Origin of the sequence: Chromohalobacter canadensis, from assembly GCF_034479555.1 — a bacterium.
GTDB lineage: Bacteria > Pseudomonadota > Gammaproteobacteria > Pseudomonadales > Halomonadaceae > Chromohalobacter > Chromohalobacter canadensis.
Genome location: NZ_CP140151.1, coordinates 138,165 through 158,929, shown reverse-complemented (window position 1 = coordinate 158,929; position 20,765 = coordinate 138,165). Strand labels below are relative to the sequence as shown.

The 20,765-nt window shown below is 59.7% G+C and carries 24 protein-coding genes; 12 read left to right on the top strand and 12 right to left on the bottom strand.

Annotated elements, in window-relative coordinates; translation table 11 throughout:
- Window positions 1–119 precede the first annotated feature (119 nt).
- On the top strand, window positions 120–1,106 hold the full coding sequence (locus SR908_RS00795) for an adenosine deaminase (protein WP_246922230.1): 987 nt from the start codon (window positions 120–122) through the stop codon (window positions 1,104–1,106).
- A 648-nt stretch (window positions 1,107–1,754) separates the two neighbouring features.
- Here the strand turns inward: SR908_RS00795 and SR908_RS00790 are convergent.
- The 3 genes from SR908_RS00790 to flgA all read right to left on the bottom strand — a co-directional run bounded on the left by SR908_RS00790 (window position 1,755) and on the right by flgA (window position 3,430).
- The gene (locus tag SR908_RS00790; RefSeq protein ID WP_246922088.1) at window positions 1,755–2,207 is read right to left on the bottom strand and encodes a flagella synthesis protein FlgN; all 453 of its coding nucleotides are present in this window, start codon (window positions 2,205–2,207) and stop codon (window positions 1,755–1,757) included.
- Window positions 2,208–2,272: 65 nt separating this feature from the next.
- Complete coding sequence (flgM, locus tag SR908_RS00785; protein WP_246922086.1) at window positions 2,273–2,563, bottom strand: flagellar biosynthesis anti-sigma factor FlgM; 291 nt, start codon at window positions 2,561–2,563, stop codon at window positions 2,273–2,275.
- A 138-nt stretch (window positions 2,564–2,701) separates the two neighbouring features.
- Entirely contained in the window at window positions 2,702–3,430 is a 729-nt protein-coding gene (flgA, locus tag SR908_RS00780) for a flagellar basal body P-ring formation chaperone FlgA (RefSeq protein WP_246922083.1), read from the bottom strand.
- A gap of 217 nt (window positions 3,431–3,647) precedes the next feature.
- Here flgA and flgB point away from each other — a divergent pair, with 217 nt between their 5' ends.
- The 11 genes from flgB to flgL all read left to right on the top strand — a co-directional run bounded on the left by flgB (window position 3,648) and on the right by flgL (window position 14,151).
- Window positions 3,648–4,070, top strand: coding sequence for a flagellar basal body rod protein FlgB (gene flgB / locus SR908_RS00775; protein WP_075369200.1), 423 nt, complete (start codon window positions 3,648–3,650; stop codon window positions 4,068–4,070).
- Window positions 4,071–4,076: 6 nt separating this feature from the next.
- Window positions 4,077–4,484 (top strand): flagellar basal body rod protein FlgC, encoded by a 408-nt coding sequence (flgC, locus tag SR908_RS00770; RefSeq protein WP_075369201.1) that lies wholly within the window; start codon window positions 4,077–4,079, stop codon window positions 4,482–4,484.
- A gap of 11 nt (window positions 4,485–4,495) precedes the next feature.
- Entirely contained in the window at window positions 4,496–5,203 is a 708-nt protein-coding gene (locus SR908_RS00765) for a flagellar hook assembly protein FlgD (RefSeq protein WP_246922081.1), read from the top strand.
- A 52-nt stretch (window positions 5,204–5,255) separates the two neighbouring features.
- A complete protein-coding gene (locus tag SR908_RS00760) occupies window positions 5,256–6,422 on the top strand; it encodes a flagellar hook protein FlgE (RefSeq protein WP_246922078.1) in 1,167 nt (388 codons plus the stop codon).
- Window positions 6,423–6,485: 63 nt separating this feature from the next.
- A complete protein-coding gene (locus SR908_RS00755) occupies window positions 6,486–7,250 on the top strand; it encodes a flagellar basal body rod protein FlgF (protein WP_246922075.1) in 765 nt (254 codons plus the stop codon).
- Window positions 7,251–7,305: 55 nt separating this feature from the next.
- A complete protein-coding gene (flgG, locus tag SR908_RS00750; protein WP_097023604.1) occupies window positions 7,306–8,088 on the top strand; it encodes a flagellar basal-body rod protein FlgG in 783 nt (260 codons plus the stop codon).
- 80 nt (window positions 8,089–8,168) lie between these two features.
- On the top strand, window positions 8,169–8,831 hold the full coding sequence (locus SR908_RS00745; RefSeq protein WP_246922228.1) for a flagellar basal body L-ring protein FlgH: 663 nt from the start codon (window positions 8,169–8,171) through the stop codon (window positions 8,829–8,831).
- 34 nt (window positions 8,832–8,865) lie between these two features.
- Complete coding sequence (locus SR908_RS00740) at window positions 8,866–9,975, top strand: flagellar basal body P-ring protein FlgI (RefSeq protein WP_281504852.1); 1,110 nt, start codon at window positions 8,866–8,868, stop codon at window positions 9,973–9,975.
- Window positions 9,975–11,054: a flagellar assembly peptidoglycan hydrolase FlgJ gene (gene flgJ, locus SR908_RS00735; protein WP_246922072.1), complete on the top strand. Its 1,080-nt coding sequence runs from the start codon at window positions 9,975–9,977 to the stop codon at window positions 11,052–11,054. Before SR908_RS00740 ends, flgJ begins: the two co-directional genes overlap by 1 nt.
- Before the next feature lie 119 nt (window positions 11,055–11,173).
- On the top strand, window positions 11,174–12,820 hold the full coding sequence (gene flgK, locus SR908_RS00730; protein WP_246922070.1) for a flagellar hook-associated protein FlgK: 1,647 nt from the start codon (window positions 11,174–11,176) through the stop codon (window positions 12,818–12,820).
- A 92-nt stretch (window positions 12,821–12,912) separates the two neighbouring features.
- Entirely contained in the window at window positions 12,913–14,151 is a 1,239-nt protein-coding gene (gene flgL / locus SR908_RS00725) for a flagellar hook-associated protein FlgL (protein WP_246922067.1), read from the top strand.
- A gap of 87 nt (window positions 14,152–14,238) precedes the next feature.
- Here flgL and fliR read toward each other — a convergent pair whose 3' ends face one another.
- The 9 genes from fliR to fliJ form a co-directional block, all read right to left on the bottom strand.
- Window positions 14,239–15,024, bottom strand: coding sequence for a flagellar biosynthetic protein FliR (fliR, locus tag SR908_RS00720; RefSeq protein ID WP_246922064.1), 786 nt, complete (start codon window positions 15,022–15,024; stop codon window positions 14,239–14,241).
- A gap of 6 nt (window positions 15,025–15,030) precedes the next feature.
- A complete protein-coding gene (fliQ, locus tag SR908_RS00715) occupies window positions 15,031–15,300 on the bottom strand; it encodes a flagellar biosynthesis protein FliQ (protein ID WP_246922061.1) in 270 nt (89 codons plus the stop codon).
- Between the two features lie 64 nt (window positions 15,301–15,364).
- Window positions 15,365–16,099: a flagellar type III secretion system pore protein FliP gene (gene fliP / locus SR908_RS00710; protein WP_245846457.1), complete on the bottom strand. Its 735-nt coding sequence runs from the start codon at window positions 16,097–16,099 to the stop codon at window positions 15,365–15,367.
- A 38-nt stretch (window positions 16,100–16,137) separates the two neighbouring features.
- A complete protein-coding gene (gene fliO / locus SR908_RS00705) occupies window positions 16,138–16,614 on the bottom strand; it encodes a flagellar biosynthetic protein FliO (RefSeq protein WP_246922058.1) in 477 nt (158 codons plus the stop codon).
- Window positions 16,611–17,186: a flagellar motor switch protein FliN gene (gene fliN / locus SR908_RS00700; RefSeq protein WP_246922055.1), complete on the bottom strand. Its 576-nt coding sequence runs from the start codon at window positions 17,184–17,186 to the stop codon at window positions 16,611–16,613. Before fliN ends, fliO begins: the two co-directional genes overlap by 4 nt.
- Window positions 17,179–18,195, bottom strand: coding sequence for a flagellar motor switch protein FliM (gene fliM, locus SR908_RS00695; protein ID WP_246922052.1), 1,017 nt, complete (start codon window positions 18,193–18,195; stop codon window positions 17,179–17,181). The genes fliN and fliM overlap by 8 nt, the downstream gene beginning before the upstream one ends.
- Before the next feature lie 6 nt (window positions 18,196–18,201).
- Entirely contained in the window at window positions 18,202–18,675 is a 474-nt protein-coding gene (gene fliL / locus SR908_RS00690) for a flagellar basal body-associated protein FliL (RefSeq protein WP_246922049.1), read from the bottom strand.
- Window positions 18,676–18,832: 157 nt separating this feature from the next.
- Window positions 18,833–20,221 carry a flagellar hook-length control protein FliK gene (locus SR908_RS00685; protein ID WP_246922048.1) on the bottom strand — a complete coding sequence of 463 codons (1,389 nt, stop codon included), beginning with the start codon at window positions 20,219–20,221 and terminating at the stop codon, window positions 18,833–18,835.
- Between the two features lie 12 nt (window positions 20,222–20,233).
- A complete protein-coding gene (gene fliJ / locus SR908_RS00680) occupies window positions 20,234–20,731 on the bottom strand; it encodes a flagellar export protein FliJ (protein ID WP_097023616.1) in 498 nt (165 codons plus the stop codon).
- Window positions 20,732–20,765: the final 34 nt, after the last annotated feature.

The window sequence follows — 20,765 nt, the reverse complement described above, 5'->3', positions numbered from 1 at the left end:
TCAGATGATGGGGGTGGTGGCCACGCATGGTGCCATTGGCATCCAGCTAATCCTTGATGCATCCTTGACCGAACGGACAGCATGAGGTGAAAGACGCGATGACGACACGCGAAACGGCGATGACGACCTGGCTGCGCGAGCTGCCCAAGGCGGAGCTGCATCTACATATCGAAGGCACGCTGGAGCCGGAGCTGATGTTTGCTCTGGCGGATCGCAATGGCGTGACGCTGCCATACGATTCGGTGGAGGCGGTGCGCGCGGCGTACGATTTCGAGGATCTGCCGTCGTTTCTGAATTTGTATTACCAGGGCATGGGTGTGCTGCATACGCAGGCGGATTTCTTCGATCTGGCGATGGCGTATTTTGCTCGCGCGCGGGAAGACGGCGTGGCGCATGTCGAGCTGTCGTTCGACCCGCAGGCGCATCTAGTGCGCGGCGTGCCGCTCGAGGCACCGTTCGAGGGACTGCTGGCGGCATGCCGCGAGGCCGATTCGCGTTACGGAATTTCCTCGGCGCTGATCATGAGCTTTCTGCGCGATCGCGACCCCGTCGAGGCGTTGGAGGTGTTCGAACAAGCGGCGCCTTGGCACTCGATGATCGACGCGGTGGGGCTGGATAGCGCCGAGCGCGATCATCCCCCGGGGCGGTTCGCCAAGGTGTTCGCACGGGCGCGGGCGTTGGGGATTCCCGGCGTGGCGCATGCGGGGGAAGAGGGGTCTGCCGCGTATATCCGCGAAGCCTGGGAAACGCTCGAGGTATGCCGGATCGATCACGGTGTACGCTGCCTGGAAGACGCCGACCTGGTGGCGATGCTGCGTGAGCGCCAAATACCCCTGACGGTGTGCCCGCTTTCCAACGTCAAGCTCAAGGTCACGCCCACGCTCACCGAGCACCCGCTGCCGGCTCTGCGCGAGGCGGGTTTGAACGTTACCCTCAACTCCGACGATCCCGCCTATTTCGGCGGCGGCATGCTGGATAACTACGTTGCCTGTCACGATGCCTTCGGCTGGACGCGAGACGACTTCATCGACATGACCCGCAATGCCGTGCAAGCCGCCTTCATGGCTGAAGAAAGGCGCGAGGCGCTGCTGGAACGACTGGCTTGATTTCTAATGGCAAACGTTTTTAACGAAAAAGGCTCTTCGCAGATCAGCGTGAAGTGGTAAGGCTCGACCATGCTCACCGCTATCGGGAATAAATTCCCTCCCACAAGGACAAGCTAACCGGCAGGGGACTGTGGGAGCGAACTTGTTCGCGATGATCTGTGCCGCATTTCCTGGCAAAGTGCGATGAACCGAAAAAAAGCCCCATCCAGACGGATGGGGCAAAGCTTTGTACGCAGAGATGAGGCCGTTGGGATGCAGCTTCGTCTCACTGCATATATTACCCGGATATAAGCAGTGCCCTAGCGATGAAATAGTGCCAATAACCTACGTTAATCCTTGTAAGTAGCTGTATTGCAGCGATGAAGACAACGTGGTGGTGGCGTGGGCGGTCGGCGCTGGTAGTGCGTGGTATGTCGCGGCCGGTGCAATGGCGGCGTGTGAGCGCGCGTTTGCGTTGTGGAGTCGGTGGGTAGCGCGAGGCGAATTAGCAGTAGGCTTAAGGCAACGGCGACAATGTCCATGGCAGCCCCCATTAGACGATGAGCATGCCGTTAGTATGGTGCAAGTCGTCAGGTTTCTCATGCCTATATGCAAGGCGAGGGGAGAGGGCCGTGAGGCGCGTGGTGCAGAGTGAGGTTGCCCGTAACGCTATACGCGGGAGCTGATGCGGTTGAGTCCCTTGTGGCGTGAGCGCCCGTCGGCTTCGTACATCGTGCTGCCTGCGGCTTCCTTCAGGAAGTTGAGCATGCGCTGGTTCTGCTCCATGCGGTTCATGGCCAGCAAGCCGTTGATGCGGTTGAGCTGGCGCGCCTCTTCGCCGATGGTGCGCAGCTGATGCCAGCTGTCTTGTCGCTGTACCTCGGTGGCAGCGCGCTCGGCGCTTTGACGGCTTTCGCCGTGGCCTTGTTCATGCAGAAGGCGGCGGCGCTCAGCGTCGAGCGTTTCCAGCTCGGCGGCGACTTGGGACTTCGCCTCGGCTAGACGTTCCAGCTCGGGACCGTCGACCTCGCCCTGGGACAAGGACTGCCGTTCCTCGCGCAGCAAGGTGACAAAGCGCTGCATGGCGTCGAGTTGGCGATCCAGGGTTTCGGCGAGCGACATAGTGGCGTCCCATCCATCCTTTGGTTTTGTGCCGGGCGTCAGACCGGCGTGTATTCGAACCGAGATTAGCGGGCCGACGTGTCGCCGAGCATGTCGCGGACACTGTCGATCAAGCCATCGGCGATCTTGCCGGTGTCGAGTTCCATCTGGCCTTCGCTGATAGCCTGGCGGATCTCGTCGACACGAGCGGTATCGATGTCCTGGCTGGTGTCAGCTTCATTGCTTTGACTCAGCGTGGTGGTGCTGGCCGGCGCGTTGGTTTGCGCGGCGTCACCACCGCGAGGTGTACGCTGGGCGGCGTCACTCTGCTCAGTCTGGGCGGCCTGAGTCGGCGGATGTAGGTTGGAAATTTTCACAATTGGGCTCTCTTGCAGCGCGGGCTTGTACCCTTTATCGGCCACGTTGATAAAAACTGTAGGGCACTGACTGCACCTTTTTGAATGAGGTGAGCCACTGCCACGCTGCCGGTATTGTAGCGTTTGTTGACGTGTCTATCAGTAACGGACTGCGAGTCTTCCGCGCGCATCCACCTGGCCTTGAAGTACGTCTCCATCCGGCATGCGGGCGCGGACCGAGTCGCCTTTGCCGCCATTGTTCAATGCTTCGCCTTCGCGCGTCACCGAAAAGCCCTCACCGCCTGCGATAAGCGTCACGGGCTCACCGCGATGAACGAGATAGGGCTGGCGAAGCCTATCGCTGCGCAAGGCCATGCCTTGGGCGAGGCGCTGGGTGACGACCTTGTCGATGGCCTGGCTTGGGTCATCCAGGGCATTGCGAGGGCGGCGCGAGACATCGGCGCGCTCCCAGTCGAGCATGTCGGCGCTCAGGCGCTCACCGCGTTTAAGGGCCGTGGCTGCCACTAAAAAGCGCACACTGGCGGAGACGGTAGCCTGCACATAGCGCACCCGCTCATCGTTGTTGCAACGTATGCCGACCATTACCCGTCCCTGCGGGACGCCTTCACGAGGTAGAAATGGCTGCGGCGAGCGGCACTCGGGAAGACGCGAGGTATCGCTTTTAAGCTCGACGTCGACATCGTCACCCAGGGAGGCGGCCTGACTCATCAGGAAGTGTCGGGTGGCCTGGGCGATGGCGTCATCCGGCGTGGCTAGCGCTGCAGGCGTTGCCGCTATCGCAAGCAGGCCCAGCACGAGCCCGACCATCACGAGCCTGAGTAGGCGCGCGAGGCTGAATGCCCGAGTTGCGTTGAGGATGCGCTGCATTGCCTGAGCCCTTGAGTGAGCCTGAATGAGTGCCGAGGCCGGTAACCCGATTCTAGAGGGACACAGCGCCAGGCAAAGGTGGAAATGGCGCTCAAATGTCGGCCTGTTTAGTCGTTTGCGGTGACGGCAGCGCGACTATTCTGCATCGTGCACATTTCCCCATGTCTAGCGAAGGGGAACGAACCGCGAAACGAACGCGATGACAGGGACACAGGGCATGATCGACAAGCTTTCAGGCTACCTGGACCACCACCAGGAGGCACTTAGCCTTCGCCACGAGCGCCAGAAGGTATTGGCCAATAATATCGCCAATGCCGATACGCCGAATTACAAGGCGCGCGATTTCGACTTCTCGGCGGAACTGGACCGCGCCATGGAATCCGGTGGGAGCGGCCGGGAGGGCGGCTTGTCGCTCGCCACGACGTCCGCGCGTCACATTCCCGCGCAGGCGTCGGGCGGCGGCGGTGTCCAAGATTTATTGTACCGCGTTCCTGAGCAGCCGAGCCTGGATGGCAACACCGTTGATATGGATCGCGAGCGCGCTGCGTTCGCCGACAATGCGGCGCGCTATCAGGCCAATACGACGATTTTGACTAGCAAAATCCAGGGCATCAAAGGTGCCATGCAGCCTGAAAGGTAAATAGCTATGTCCATGTTCAGTATTTTCGATATTTCCTCCTCGGCGATGAGTGCGCAGTCCCAGCGCATGAATGCCACCGCCAGCAACATGGCCAACGCCGATAGCGTGGCCGGTCCCGATGGCGAGCCGTATCGCGCCAAGCATGTGATGTTTCAGGCGCAGTCCCAGGGTGGCAGCGAGCTGGGCGGTGTGCGCGCGACCGAGGTGGTCGAGGACGATGCGCCACCGCGCATGGAATACCGCCCCGAGCATCCCCTGGCGGATGAAGAGGGCTACGTGGCCATGCCCAACGTCAATCCGGTCGATGAAATGGTCGATATGATCGCGGCATCGCGTTCTTACCAGGCCAACGTCGAGGTCATGAACACCAGTAAGTCGCTGTTGAGTCAGACGCTCACCATCGGACAAGGTTAACGGAGAGAAATATGGCTAGCTCGGTTATCGGCAGCAATACGCTTGCCACGATCAATGGTACGCCCAATGCCAACTCTGCGAACGAGACGCGCACCACGGGTGCAGAGTCCTCGGAGGATCTCAACGACCGCTTCATGACGTTGTTGATCACCCAGATGCAGAACCAAGATCCGACGAAGCCGATGGACAACTCGGATATGACGGCGCAGCTGGCCCAGATCAACACCGTTAGTGGCATTCAGGAGCTCAACGACTCGCTGGGTGAGATCAACAATCAGATCGATGCCGGCAAGACGTTGCAAGCTTCGTCGCTGATCGGCCAGGGCGTGATGGTGCCGGGCAGTACCGTGCGCGTGGGTGAAGGTGAAGATGGCAGTACCGTGGCTACGCCGCTGGGTGCCGAGCTGGAAACGGGCGCCGACGAGCTCGAGATCACCATCACCAATGGTTCCGGTCAGGTCGTCCATCAGAGTGTCGAGGAGAACGTGCCGGAGGGTGTGCAGGCCTTCGATTGGCCGGGCACGGGCATGGATGGCAATGCCGTAGCCGAGGGGGCCTATAACGTCGAGATGACGGCCAAGGTCGGTGGTGAAGAGGTTTCCGTCACGCCGCTGAATTACGCCATGGTACAGGGTGTGACCTCGGGCGAGAGCGGACCGACCCTCGATTTGGGGACCTCCGATAGCGTTGCTCTCGAAGACGTGCGCCAGATTCTTTGATCACGATTACTCTTTGATGTTTCTACGACTTATATAACGCGGGGAAGGGAAAATGGGCTTTTCACAATCATTGAGCGGGGTCAACGCGGCCTCTTCGCAGTTGGACACCATCGGCAATAATATTTCCAACTCGCAGACTGTCGGCTTCAAGAGCTCCGCGACGCAGTTCGCGGATATCTACGCCAACAGTCAGGGGCTGGGCACTCGCGTCTCGGACACGGTGCAGAACTTCGCCACGGGCAGTCTGGAAACGACAGGGCGTAGTCTCGACCTGGCCATCGCCGGTGAGGGCTTCTTCCAGTTCTCGCAAAACGAGCAAATGGGCTATTCGCGTAACGGCCAGTTGACCATGAGCGCCGATGGCTATTTCGAGAATGCCCAGGGCGCACGTCTGACCGATCAGCAAGGCGAACCGCTTCAGATCACGGAGTTTAGTCAGGGGTCCCAGGTTACGACTGGAGTGCAGTCAGAGTTCAACCTAGATGCCGAGGCAGAGACGATTAATCCCCCCGGCGGTTTCGATCAAAATGACAGCGATACATATAACTACGTGACCAATGCCGGCACCGTCTATGACTCATTGGGCGTCGCGCACGATATGAGTATGTATTACACCAAGACCGGGGATAACGCCTGGGAAGCCAATGCTGTCGTGGAAGGCGAAGTAGTGGGCACGAGTACTGATATGGAGTTCGATCCGAGTAGTGGCGCCCTGACGAATGGTGGTGTCATTACGGCCACTGTCCCCACTGCGACGTTGGGAACGGGCGCTGCGGACATGACTTTCGATATTAATCTGGAAGACAATACCCAGTATGGTTCCGATTTCGAATTAAGAAACTTTTCTCAGGACGGCAACACCTCTGGCACCTTCGTTGGCGTGGATATCACCGAGAGCGGTGAGATCATGGCCAACTACTCTAATGGCAATAGTGGCGAAGTCGGCACCATCGGTATGGCCACCTTCCGCAATCCCGAAGGGCTGACACCGGAAGGTGACAATTTGTGGACGGCGACCGAAGAGTCCGGCGCAGCGCTGCTGGGTCAGGCCGGTGCTGGCCAGATCGGGAGTCTGGAATCGGGCACCGTGGAAGCCTCCAACGTGGACCTGACCCAAGAGCTGGTCGACATGATCATCGCCCAGCGCAACTTCCAGGCCAACAACAACGCCATCCAGACCCAGTCCGATATTCTGGAAACGGTTACCAACTTGCGTTAACGCCTAAGCCGGCCGGCCATTTCGGCCGGCTTCATTCGTTGTGAATCGAGCAGGACGATCAGCATGGATCGGATCATCTATACCGCCGGTAGCGGCGCCAGTCAGTCGATGAATCAGCAGGCGGTGGTCAGTCACAATCTTTCCAACGTCTCGACACCGGGGTTTCGCGCTGAGCTCGATGCGATGCGCGCGGTGCCGGTAGAAGGCGATGGCCGCCTGGCGACACGTTCCACGGTGGCGGCGACGACGCCGGGCACGGATTTTTCACCGGGCAATATGAATGCGACGGGGCGGCGCCTGGATGTCGCCATGCAGGAAGATGCCTTCCTTGCCATTCAGGACCCGCAAGGTGGCGAGGCCTATACGAAGCGTGGCGACTTGCAGGTCAATGCGGATGGCATGTTGACCGTCAAGGGCGAGCCGGTCATGGGCGACAATAATGCGCCGGTAATGGTACCACCGGATGCGGATTTCTCGATTGGCTCGGATGGCTCCATCAGTGTCATCCAGGCTGGTGCCAATCCCGATGAAATCGCGCAGGTGGGGCGTTTGAAGCTGGTCACACCGGACCAGCAGGCGTTGACGCGTGGCGACGATGGCTGGTTTCGCATGCCGCCGGGTGAGGATGCCGAAATAGCGGCACCTCAACCTCAAGACGAGGAGGCGCGCCTGCGGTCCGGGGTGCTGGAAGGCAGTAACGTCAGCGCCACGGACGCCATGGTCTCCATGATCGACGGCGCACGCCGCTACGATATGCAGATGAAGGTGATCGAGAGCGCCGACCAGAATGCGCAGCGCGCCAATAGCTTGTTGTCGATTCAAGCCTAACCGCGCCAACGAATTTCCGGCATCGCCCCGCGGTGCCCTCTAACAGGTAAGAGTCATGATTAGATCGCTGTCTACGGCCAAAACGGGGCTTGAATCCCAACAGGTCAAGCTCGATGTCATTTCCAACAACCTCTCCAACGTTTCGACCAATGGCTTCAAGCGCTCGCGGCCGGTGTTCGAGGATCTGCTCTACCAGAACGTGCGTCAGCCCGGTGCGCAGGCCTCGGCGGTGGATACGCTGCCTTCCGGTTTGCAAGTAGGGACCGGGGTGCGTCCGGTCGCCACCGAGCGTCTGCATACCCAGGGTGGCTTGCAGAACACCGATAATTCCAAGGACCTGGCCATCAATGGCGACGGTTTCTTCGCGGTACAGATGCCTGATGGTGGCACCTCGTATACCCGTGATGGCAGTTTCCAGATCGATGAGACCGGCCAGATGGTCACCGCCGGCGGTTATCCGCTCGATCCGCCCATCGTGATTCCCGAAAATGCGCTGTCGGTGTCGGTTTCCCAGGATGGCGTGGTCTCCGTGACCCAGCCCGGCGATACCGCGTCGCAGGAAGTGGGCCAGCTCATGGTGTCCAAGTTCATCAACCCCGCCGGCCTGCAGAGCATGGGCGAGAACCTTTATCAGGAAACCGATGCCTCCGGACCGCGTAATGACCTGATTCCGGGCATGGAAGGTGCGGGCCGGTTGTATCAAGGCTACGTCGAAACCTCCAACGTCAACGTGGTGGAGGAGATGGTCAGCATGATCGAGACCCAGCGTGCCTATGAAATCAACAGCAAGGCGGTGGAAACCTCCGATCAGATGCTGTCTCGCCTGACGCAGCTGTGAGGAGTCGCGTCGTGACCGGAGTGGACGTGGAAAAAGGGAAGAGCATGGGCGCACTGATGTCTGGACACAGTGGGTTGGGTATGTCGGCGCGCGTGCTATGTCTGCTCGTGCTGTCGATCATGAGCGGCTGCGCGCAGTTGCCGCATGAGTCGGTGGTGCCCGATACCGGCCCGGTGACCTATCCCGAATCGCCAATGTCACAGCCCAACGGGGCTATCTATCAAGCGCGCTACGGGTATCAACCGCTCTTCCAGGATCGGCGTCCGCGTCAGATCGGCGACATCATCACGATCACGATCAACGAAGATGTCAGCGCCAGCAAGGATTCTTCGGCCAATGCCAACCGCGAGGGCAGCATGGGGTTGGATCTGGAGACGATTCCCGACCTGATGAGCTTCCTCGAAGATTACGGTATGGATGTCTCGGGCGAAAACGACTTCGAGGGCAGTGGTGGTGCGAGTGCCAGCAATACGTTCACCGGCACCCTGACGGCGACGGTGGTGGATATTCTGCCTAACGGGAATCTCAGTATCCGTGGGGAAAAGCGTATCGCCATCAATCAGGGCACCGAGTACATCCGCTTCTCTGGGGTTGTCGACCCTCGCTCGGTGACGACGCAGAATACCGTTCCCTCGGGGCAGGTGGCCGACGCGCGCATCGAATACGTGGGTGATGGCTACATCAATGAGGCGCAGCACATGGGTTGGCTCCAGCGTCTCTGGCTGAATATTGCGCCTTTCTGATGAGTACGCCTTTCTGATGAGGATGAGATACGCCATGAGAAGTTTGCTGCGCTGGATGGGCGTGCTGTTGTTGTGTGGGGTCTGCGCCGCTCCCGCGCAGGCCGAGCGCATTCGCGACCTGGCGAGCTTTGCCGGGGTCCGCGAGAACCAGTTGGTGGGCTATGGTCTGGTCGTGGGGCTTGATGGTACCGGCGACCAGACGACGCAGACGCCGTTCACGGGCCAGACGTTGATCAACATGCTGTCGCAGTTGGGCGTGAGCATTCCCGAAGGCACCAACATGCAGTTGCGTAACGTGGCCGCGGTCATGGTGACGGCGCAGTTGCCTCCCTTTGCGCGTCAAGGTCAGGAAATGGATATCACCGTTTCCTCGATGGGTAATGCCGACAGCCTGCGTGGCGGCACGCTGCTGATGACGCCGCTGCGCGGGGTAGATGGCAACGTCTACGCGATGGCACAGGGCAACTTGCTGGTCGGTGGCGTGGGCGCTCAGCAGGCCGGCAACAGTGTTCAGGTCAACCACACGGCGGCCGGGCGGATCCCCGGTGGGGCCACGGTCGAGCAGGAAGTGGCCCTGCGCTTGGGGCGCGGTGATGGCACGCTGGATCTTTACCTCAATGAGTCTGACTTCACCACGGCGCAGCGCGTGGTCGAGGCCATCAATCAGGACTTCGGTAGCCCCGTGGCGGCGGCGGTGGACGGCCGCTTGATCCGCTTGAACTCGCCCAGCGACAGCAATTCGCGCGTCAATTTCATGGCGCGCATCCAGAACCTGGATGTCACGCCCAACGAAGGCCCGGCCAAAGTCATCGTCAATTCGCGTACCGGCTCGGTGGTCCTCAATCGCGAAGTGACACTGGACCGCGCGGCGGTGGCGCACGGTAACCTCTCGGTGACCATCGATTCCACGCCTCAGGTCAGTCAGCCCAATCCTCTGAGCGAGGGCGAGACCGCGGTGGTTCCGGATGCGGATATTTCCATCCAGCAAGAAGGCGGGGCGCTGCAAATGGTCAATACCAGCGCCGAGCTTATGGATGTCGTCAATGCCCTCAACGCGCTGGGCGCTTCACCCCAGGATCTGATGTCGATTCTGCAGGCGCTGAAGTCCGCGGGCGCGCTCAACGCGGAACTGGAGATCATCTGATGAGTGTCGATGGACTCAGCAATCAGTTCGCCCTTGATGTGCAGTCGTTGTCGCGGCTCAAGCACACGGCCAGCAATTCACCCGAGAAGGGGCTTTCCCAGGCGGCGGATCAGTTCGAGGCCGTGTTCCTGCAGATGATGCTCAAGAGCATGCGCGATGCGATCCCGCAGTCCGACCTGCTCAGCAGCAATGAGACCGATACCTATACCTCGATGCTCGACAAGCAATGGGCACAGAAACTCTCGGGGGACATCGGGCTCTCGGACATGCTGGTCGAGCAATTGCAGGGTAGGGGCATCGTCGGCCGCGATGACGACGTGACACGCAGCAATCTGATTGCCGGTATCCCGCGTGGTACACCACGGGTCTTGAGCGATCCGGTTGTGCCTAAAGATACAGAACCCAAGGATGACGCTGCGACGCGGGCCTCCGACGCCTCGTCGCCGGAAGCGGCGGAGAACCGCGAGACACGGCCATCGGTGGCGGAGGCCGATACGGGCGAGACACGTGCGGCGCCGCATGTCGAAGAATTCCTGTCGCGCTTGCGTGAGCCTGCCGAAGCGGCTGCCAAAGATAGCGGCGTGCCCGCGTCCTTGATCCTGGCGCAAGCGGCTTTGGAAACCGGCTGGGGTGAGCGCGAGATCCCCACCCGCGATGGTGGCAATAGTCATAACCTCTTCGGTATCAAGGCCAGTGACGGCTGGGACGGTGACGACACGAGCATTATGACCACGGAGTATGTCGATGGGCGTGCACGCCAGCAAAGCGATGACTTCCGTGTTTATGACTCCTTTGAGGCCGCGTTCAAGGATTATGCCCAATTGATCGGTAGCAACCCGCGTTACGCCGGCGTGGTCACCGCATCGACACCGGAGAACGCGGCGCGAGCCCTGCAGTCCGGCGGCTATGCTACTGACCCGAACTACGCCGATAAGGTGATCGATGTCATGGCGCAGATCGATGATGGCCTCGAGGGTGGCCCGGCGTTGGCCAGTGCCGCCGAGCGTTCTGGCTCGGCCGGAGAGGCTGACAAATCCGACCCCTATGGCGTATCGCGCATGCCCACGGGCATTTTCTGAGTGCCCGCATGGATTTTTCCTCAAGTCATGCGCGGTCTTGCCGATACAACAGGTAATCACTATTCGTCGTGCCGGCCTCTCGCGATAGAGCCCGGTACCCCTAGCCAGGAAAACGTGTCATGAGCATTTTCTCGATCGGCCTGAGTGGCCTCAGTGCGGCCCAGACAGCGTTGTCGACGACCAGCAATAACCTGAGCAACGTCTACACCGAGGGCTATAATCGCCAGTTGCCGATCCTCGGGGAAAGTTACAGCAATGGTTCGACGGGCACCGGGGTTTCGGTCGACGAAGTGCAGCGCCAGTTCAATAGCTACGTCACCGAGCAGTACAACGACGCCAATAGCCAGACAAGCGCTCTGGAAAGTTATCAGAGCCAGGTCTCGCAGATCGATAACCTGTTGGCTGATAGCGATGCGGGGCTTGCGCCCCTGATGCAAGACTTCTTCTCCAGCCTGGACGATCTCTCCGGCGCGGCATCCGACCCCGCAGCCCGCGAAGGTGTGCTGGGATCGGCGTCGTCCATGGCGGCACAGTTTCGTTCGTTCGACTCTTACCTGGGGGACATGCGCAGCAGCCTCAATGGTCAGCTCGAAGGGACGGTGACTGACATCAACAACACCGCCACGCAGATCGCCTCGCTCAATGACCAGATCACCCAGGCGCGCGCCAAGTCCGGCGAAGAGCCCAACACGCTGCTCGACAAGCGTGACAAGCTGGTGTCCGATCTTAATGAATTGGTGGGCGCGGACCTGAACGTCCAGGATGGTGATAACTACAACATCAATCTGGAAAATGGCCAGCCGCTGGTCTCGGGCACCAGGAGCTATGACCTCGAGGCGGTGTCTTCCAGCGAAGACCCGTCGCGCACGGTGATTGGTTATCGCGATGCGGCGGGCAACGTCAATCAGATCGATGATAGCGCCTTTGAGAATGGCGAACTGGGTGGCTTGCTGTCGTTCCGCAGCGAAACGCTGGACAGCGTTCAGAACCAGCTCGGCCGCATGACGGCGGTGCTGGGTTCGGAATTCAACGCCGTGCATGAGGATGGCGTCGATCTCAACGGTGACGATGGCGAGGCCTTCTTCAACGTCGGTTCGCCGCGTGTGATGAGCAATAGCGAGAATGACGGTACCGGCGGGATCACTGCTGAATATGATGACGTCAACCAACTGACCTCGAGCGATTACCGTATTACCGCCACCGAGGGTGGAGAGTACGAATACGAGCGGCTTTCCGATGGCAAGACCGGCACGCTGCCGGACCCTGATACCGGTGAGATGACAGTGGATGGGGTGGCCCTGAACGTGACCGGTACGCCGGAGGAAGGCGATACCTTTATGCTGCAGCCCACGCGCACCGCCGCGCAGGACTTCGAGGTGGCGATCACCGAAGGCTCGGAAATCGCTGCCTCGAGTAGTGCGGATGGTGACGATAGCAACGGAGATGTCGGTAGCGGCAACAACGAAAACGCCCTGGCGCTGCTCGACTTGCAGAGCGAAAAGATCGTCGGCGGCACATCGTCGGTCAGCGATGCCTACGCTTCCTTGGTCAATGACGTGGGTAACACCACCAACATCACCCAAGTCAATTTGGACGCGCAGTCTGGGCTCACTGAGCAGCTGCGTGAGTATCAGCAGTCTGAGTCGGGCGTCAACCTGGATGAAGAGTACGCCAATCTGGTCCGTTATCAGCAGTATTACCAGGCCAATGCACGGGTCATCGACGTGGGTTCCCAGGTGCTCGATTCGGTTCTGCAGTTGCGTTGATGCCGCTGATCGAGCGGCGCAGTGATGTTGGGTTTCGTTTCCGAAGACAATACGACGCTGGGTGAACACAGCGTGGTGACGAGGTAAGCAAAATGCGTATCAGCACCGTGACGATGTACGAGCAAGGCGTTTCGGCGATGAACCGTCAGCAAGCCGATTTCACGCAGGTCGGTCAGCAGATCGCCTCTGGGAAAAGTGTGGTGAATCCTTCCGACGACCCGCGCGCCGCTTCGCGGGCGGTGGGGGTGTCGCAGTCTTTGGCCGTTAATGAGCAGCAGGAAAGTAGTCGAACGAGTGCGCGTAACTCTCTTGGCCAAGAGGAGAGCGTCCTGAATAGCGTCAGCGATGCCATCGGTTCGGCCAAGTCAATGGTCGTGCAGGCCGGTAACGGTACCTTGAGCGACGCCGACCGCGAGTCGCTGGCCTCCGATCTCGAGGGGACTTATGAAACGCTGGTCGGGCTAGGCAATACGACCGATGGTAATGGCACCTACCTGTTCAGCGGTTATCAGGACAACGCCAAGGCCTTCTCGCGCACCGATGCCGGCGACAACGTCGATACCATCGGTTACGAAGGCGATCAGGGCGTCAAGCAGCAGAAGATCGATTCCGAACGCTCGATGAAAACTAGCGATACAGGCTCCGACGTGTTCATGAAATTCTCGTCGGGCAGCGAATATATCGCCGAAGCCGGTGAAGGCAATACGGGGAGCATGACCTTCTCAGGGCCGGATGTTCGCGATGCCACTGCCGGCGGTTACGGTGATGCCTACGAAATCGAGTTCACTGAAAATGGCGCAGGTGATCTTGAATATACCGCTACCAATACCAACACCGGTGACTCAGTAACGGCTGAGTACACTGACGGTGAGACCATTGAGTTCGGTGGCCTGGCAATGACGATGGAAGGCGAGCCGGCCGACGGCGATTCGCTGAGTGTCACGCAGGGTGGCGATATGGATGAGCAGCAGGCCAGCCTGTTCAAGACCATCGGTGACACCATCAATGCTCTGCGTCAGCCCGTCGAGACCGACGCCGATCAGGCGGCACTGGACAACACTTTGTCCACTGCGAGCCGCAAGCTGGATGCCTCGCTGGATAACGTGCTGACCACGCGGGCCTCGGTCGGCGCGCGCATGAACGAGTTGGACGCCCTGGACGACGTCGGCGGCAACCGCGAGATTGCCTACGAGCAGACGCGCTCCGATCTGGTCGACCTGGATTACAATTCGGCGATCTCCGATTATATGCTAAGCCAGGTAGGGCTGCAGGCGTCACAGAAATCGTTCGCCGATATTCAGCAGATGTCCTTGTTCCAGTATCTCAACTAGGGCATCGCTCGAACGTCATAGACCGTGCGGTAGCAAAACGCCACGTCCTTGCGGACGTGGCGTTTTACGTTCAGGCGGATAGAGAGCCTAGCCACCCGCTAGGCGCTGCACCACTTCCTGCATCATATGCAGGCTGTCGCTGAAGATGATCTCCAGAAAGCGCAGTAGGTCCGGCATTAGCGTCATCATCAGCACGAGGCCGGTGGTCAGGGTCATGGGGAAGCCTATCGAGAAGATCGACAACTGCGGCGAGGCGCGGTTGAGTACGCCAAGTGTCAGGTTGATGATCAGTAGCGAGACGATCAAGGGCAATGCCAGCAGCACGCCGGATTTGAAAATTTCACCCCCCCAGTAGGCGATGAGCTCGCCGGCGCTACCATCCACCCTGGGGCCACCGATCGGTAGGGTCTGGAAGGAATTGGCGAGTATCTCCAGCGTCATCAAATGCCCGTTGAGCGCCAGGAACATGAGCAGGGTGATCATCTGGAAGATGCGCGACAGCACCATGCTGTTGCCTACGCCCGGCGTGAAGAAGGTGGCAAAAGCCAGACCCATTTGCAGACCAATGAATTCACCGGCGGCTTGTACCACCGCTATGGTCACGCGCAGAACCATCCCCATGGCGATCCCGATCAGCATTTCCTGCATGAGAATGCCGAGCGACGACACCGAAAAGATCGGGGTGTCGGGCATGGGGGGCAGCGTCGGTGCGATGACGACCGCCAGCAGTGCTCCCAGTATGATCGACACCTGGCGCGGTACGCCGTTCTGGTTCCATATCGGCGTCGCCGCGAGGAACGCCAGGATGCGCACGAACGGCCAAAAGAACAGCGTCAGCCATCCATGCAATTGGTCGAACGTTACCTGAATCATGGATGTCTAGCTAACCATCGTGGGTAGGTTCTGAAACAACTCGCGGGTAAAGTCGACGATGGTTTGAATCAGCCACGGGCCTGCCACGACCAAGGCGGCGAAAACGCCCAGTATCTTGGGGATGAAGGTCAACGTCATCTCGTTGATCTGCGTAGCCGCTTGGAACAAGCTGACCAGCAGACCGATCAGCAAGGCCGTAATGAGTAGGGGGGCGGCGAGCATCAGTGTCACTTTCATGCCCTGATACGCCAGCCCCATGACCATTTCGGGTGTCATGGCAGCGTCTCCTTAATATCGGTGGCAGGGGCGTCGTCGGTGTACGCTCATGCCGTATATCTGCCTACATATAGAAACTTTCGGCCAGCGAACCGATGAGCAAATTCCAGCCGTCGACGAGCACGAATAGCATGAGCTTGAAGGGCAGGGAAATCGTCGCTGGTGGCACCATCATCATACCGAGTGCCATCAGCACACTGGCGACCACCAAGTCGATGATCAGAAACGGAATGAAGATACTGAAACCGATCTGAAATGCAGTCTTGAGCTCGCTGGTCATGAAGGCTGGTACCAGCAGGCTCATCGGGACATCCTCGGGACCCTGCATTTCACCGGCATCGGCCATGCGTGCGAAGAGCGCAAGGTCTGTTTCCCGGGTCTGGGCGAACATGAACTCGCGAAAAGGTTGGCTGCCTTGCTCCATGGCTTGTTCGAGGCTGATCTGGTCCTCGGAGAAAGGCACCCACGCCTGCTCATGCACGCGATCCAGCACCGGTGACATGATGAAAAATGTCATGAACAACGCCAAGCCCAGCAATACCTGGTTGGGTGGCGTCGACTGGGTGCCGATGGCGGTACGCAGCAAGCTCAGCACGATGATGATGCGGGTAAAGCACGTCATGCCGAGCAGCAGCGCCGGCAGGAAGGCCAGCGAACTGAGAAACAGTAGTGTCTGCAGGCTCAACGACCATTGCTGACCGCCGTCTCCCGTGGGCTCGGTGACAAGACCCGGGATTTCCTGCCCCCAGCCCAGCGTTGGCCAGGCCAGCAACAGCAATGCCAGGCCACGACGCAGCATGACGGCGACGTCTATCCGATTGAGCATGGCAGCGAGGTTCATCGATCGGATTCCTTGTCCGCAGTAGCGGCATCCTGAGATCGCGAGGAGGGTGAGTCTGGAGATTTGCGTCCGATATTCTGCGCTAGCGCCTGGCGAAAGCGCTGGGCGAAGCTGCCGCTAAGCGGTGTCGGGGACGCCGGTTCCGGCGTGTCACTCGCCTCGGCGGCCGGCATATCCTTGAGCAATGTGACTTGGTTGCCGCCGACCCCGAGTACCAGCCAGCGCCCGTCGATCTCGACGACGGTGACGCGCTCGCGTTGGCCGATAGCGGTATTGGACACCACCTTGACGTGTTGGGACGCGCGCAGGCGTCCCGGTGTCAGTCGGCGCAGCAGCCAGGCACACAGCAGTATGATGGCGACGATCAACGCCAACGAGAGGGTGGTCTTGCCTATCCAGGCCATCCCTATTGCGGCGTCGCCGCCACCATCGAGCGAGACGGCCGCCTCGCGTGCGCTGTCGGTGACACTCATTTGTTCAGCTTTTTGACGCGTTCCGAGGGGGTGATGATTTCGGTGATGCGGATGCCGTACTTGTCATCCACGACCACGACTTCCCCCTGCGCGATCAGGTAGCCGTTGATGAGAATGTCCATGGGTTCGCCGGCCAGGCCATCCAGTTCGATCACCGAGCCTTGGGCGAGCTCGAGCAACTGTTTGATGGTGATGCGCGTGCGTCCCAGCTCTACGCTGAGCTTGACCGGGATATCCATGATCAGCTCGAGATCGCGCGGAGTCGTGCCGGCTGCCCCCTCGTCGAGCTGCTTGAACACTTCATGATCGGCGTTTTGCGCCCGTGACGCGCTTTCGCTCGAGGTGTCTTTAGTGCTTTCTTCTGCCTCGGTCGACTCCTGCTCGGCCATTGCCGCTGCCCACAGGTCTTCTTCCGCGTCAGCTGTGCCTTCATCGGTGTCCTTGGACACATCTTGCTCCGCCATGGCGTCGGCGGTGCTTTCATCAGTGTCCTTGGACGCACCTTGCTCTGCCATGGCGTCGGCCCACTCGTCCTCGGTGCCTTTCTGATCGGGGTTCTTGGAATCAGTCATCTTTCGGATCCTTCGCTGCAACTTGGCTCGAGCCGTGTTCGATGAGGTGCCGAACGCGCAGGGCGCGTTGGGATTTTTGGCTGCCGTAATCGCACGTCATCACGGGAATACCGTCGACGCTGACATTCACTTCCTCGGGCAGTTCGATGGGGATGATGTCGCCCACCGACAGCTGAGTGATATCCCGCAGACGCAAGGGAATGTCGACGAAATTAGCGGTCAGCTCCACGTCCGAGTGGCGAATCTCGTGGGCCATACGCGCCTCCCACTGCTGCTCCTCGTCGGGATGCGTGTCGTGCAGAGGGCTGGCAAGCGTGTCGCGGATCGGCTCGATCATCGAGTAGGGAATGCAGATGTTGAACTCGCTGGAGAGATTGCCGACCTCGACGTGGAAGGTGCTGTTGACGACGATCTCGTTGGGCGAGTTGGTGATGTTGGCGAACTTCACCTGCAGTTCCGAACGTGTGTATTCGATATCCAGGGGATAAACCGATTTCCACGATTCGCTGTAGCCATCCAGCGCCATCTTGAGCATGCGGTGGATGATGCGCTGTTCAGTGCGCGTGAACTCACGTCCCTCGGATTTGGTGAGGAAGCGTCCGTCACCGCCGAACAAATTGTCGACCACCATGAAGACCAGGCTGGGCGGAAATACCACCAGCGCCGAGCCACGCAATGGTTTCATGGTGATCAGGTTGAGGTTGGTGGGCACCGGGAGGTTACGCGAGAACTCGCTATAGCTTTGATAGCGAACGCTTTCCACCGTGATATCGGCGCTACGCCGCATCAGGTTGAAAAGCGCCACGCGGAACTGGCGGGCAAAGCGTTCGTTGATGATGTCCAGCGCATGGAGCCGCTCGCGTATAATGCGATGCTGCTTGGCGGGATCGAACGGACGCACCTTCCCCTTGCGCGAAGCATCTTCTTCCTTCGCGCTATCCTCGTCACCGCTCACGCCCTTTAGGAGCGCGTCGATCTCTTCCTGTGAGAGCAGATCGTCTTGGGACATGTCGTCTTATTGCACAATGAATTCGGAAAATAGCACGCCGGTGACGTCCAAGGGCGGCTGCGGCTCGGCCAACGGTTCGTCGAACAGCGTCAGAATCTGATTGGCAAGGCGTTGCTTGCCTTCGGGCTTGACGAGAGCCCCGGCCTCTTGGCTGGAAAGTAGCATCAGCAAGCGACTGCGTACCTCCGGCATATATTGCTTGAGGATCTCTTTCGTCTTGTCGTCACCCACCTTCAAGGAGAGCCCGACATAGAGTAGGCGTTCGCTGTATTCGTCGTCCTGCAAGTTGACCGTGAACGGTTCGATCTTGACGAAAATCGGCGCTGGCGCCTCCTCGGGCTCGCTCGGCTCCTCGTTGGCCGATGCTTCCTGGCGCGAGTCCATGAGCAGGTAGACGCCAATGGAGCTGCCGACCGAGAACAGGACAATCAGGAGTCCTATTAGCCATAGAGACTTGCCACGGTTTTTGGTTTTGGCCATCGTTTATGTCATTCGCTTCGACGTAGATGAGTGGGCCGAGTATGGCGACAGGAAGCACTCTTCGATTGCTCGAATAGAAAGCTTCACGCACGCCACTTCGGGCTTTGTCGAAGCGCCCGCTTACGGACGCCTCTCATAGCGTTATCGGCAGACACGCTCAGGCATAAAGGCTAATGCCAGAAGACGCGATATATTGCAGTGGCGTCTCGGTTAGACTCGGCATTTCAGCGTTCGCGTCACCGGCAGCGAACAGCCCGGCTGGGGCGTCACCTCGAGAGCCGGGTTGCCCTTGCTGCTCACCGGATTGCTGCTGGAACTGGTCTTGCTCACCGACGGAGGTCTCACCCAGGGCGATGCCGCTATCGGCGAGGGCTTCGCGCAATTGCGGGATCGCTGCTTCAAGGGCGTGACGTACGGCACCGTGAGCGGAGAAGAACTGCAGGTTGGCTTGCTGCTGATCGCCCATCTTGAGCGAGACGCTCAATGGACCTAGCTCGGCGGGGTGCAACCGCAATTCGACCTGTTGGTCACCGCGCTGCGCCATGCGGACTACCTGCTGGCCGAGCGACTGTCCCCATTCGGCCATACCGACCTGAGGCGTGAGTGTTGCAGTGGCGGATGCGCCGGCGGCGCTGGCTGCAGCACTGGCATTGGCGGCGGCACTGGCGGTGGCATTACCTGAGGTGGCGTTTTGGCCTAGATTGGTGAACAGCGATGAGTCACTGCCTTGTCGGTCCAGTCCCTGCTGGGCGGTCAGTGTGTCGCCACGTTGTGCATCGGCGACGGTCTGAGCCTGTTGCACCATAGTGGCACTGAAGGCTGCCGTCGGGGAGACCTGGCCGTTGCCTTGTGACGAGGTTTGGCCCGATGCGCTCTGTGCATTCTGCATCAGTTGGGCGAGGGACTGAGTGTCCTGGCCCTTACCTGTATTCGTGGCGGCGTTGGTTAGCCGGGCCATGAGGTCCTGGCGCGAGAGGGCATCGCCCGCACTGTCCTGCATGCCGCTGGCGGATTGCTGAATGAGCAGCATGCGCTGCTGGATGTCGTTGAGTGAAAGATCGCCACCTTGGCTGGCAAGCATGCCGGCACTGCCCTGTGCTTGGCCAGTGCCAGTGGCCGCAGCGTTCGTCGGCAGCTGCGCGGCGAGTAGTGCCGCCATAGCGTCATCGGCGAAGTTCGCATCATCGCCGCCCAACGCTTGCTGTATTTCTCCCAGGCGTTGAGTGAGCGCCTCGAGCTGGCTTGCATCACCGCTTTCGAGCCAGTCGCTGAGCAGCTTGGCGTCATCGCTGTTTTGCATCAGCTCGTTGAGCGCTGCGATGAGATCGCTACTGCTACCGTCCTGGCTTGCGGTGTCCTTGGACAGCAACTGGGTGGCGACATCGCTTTTGGCATCCGAGCCGCCACGGGCCTTGCCCAAGAGACTGGCGAACGGTGAGGCGCTGTTGTCGGCATTCTTGCCACTACGCGTCTCGCCCGCGTTGCCGAGGTTGGTCGCGGAGGCTTGATTACTGCCTTGAAGGTTGGTGAGCAGGGCAATATCCATGGGCATGCCTCGTCAAAAGCGGTTATTGGAATGCGTGGTGTTCGTCGAGGTGACATCAAGGCCACGGTCGTTTTCCTGCTGACGCGACATGCGCGCCGACATCTCATCGAAGAGCTGTTGTTCACGCCGCGTAGCGCGTGTCTGTTCGACCTGTTCGCGGCGTGACACCAATGTATCGTAAGTATTGAGCTTGCGACGCTCACCTTGCCACGCTTGTTGCTGGCGATCGAGCTGGCGTTGCTGGTCGTTGAGCACCTTGCGCTGACTGGCGATGGCCTGGTCGAGGGAGGCCAGAAATTGCTGGTAATTGTGCCAGTTGGCGGGCTCGATGCCCTTTTCCATGCTTTCGTCGAGGCGCTGACGGTACTCGTGCCGATAGTTCAAGAGCTGATCCAGGCGCTGCTGCGTTTCCTGTAGGCTGCGACGGGAATGCCCTACAGACTGCGCTGCCTGATCGCAGGTTTCCTGCGCCAGTTCCTTGAGTGTGGAGAGCGGTGAGCGTGCGTTCATGAGAACTCCTTACCGCGGTGCAGAGTGAATGACA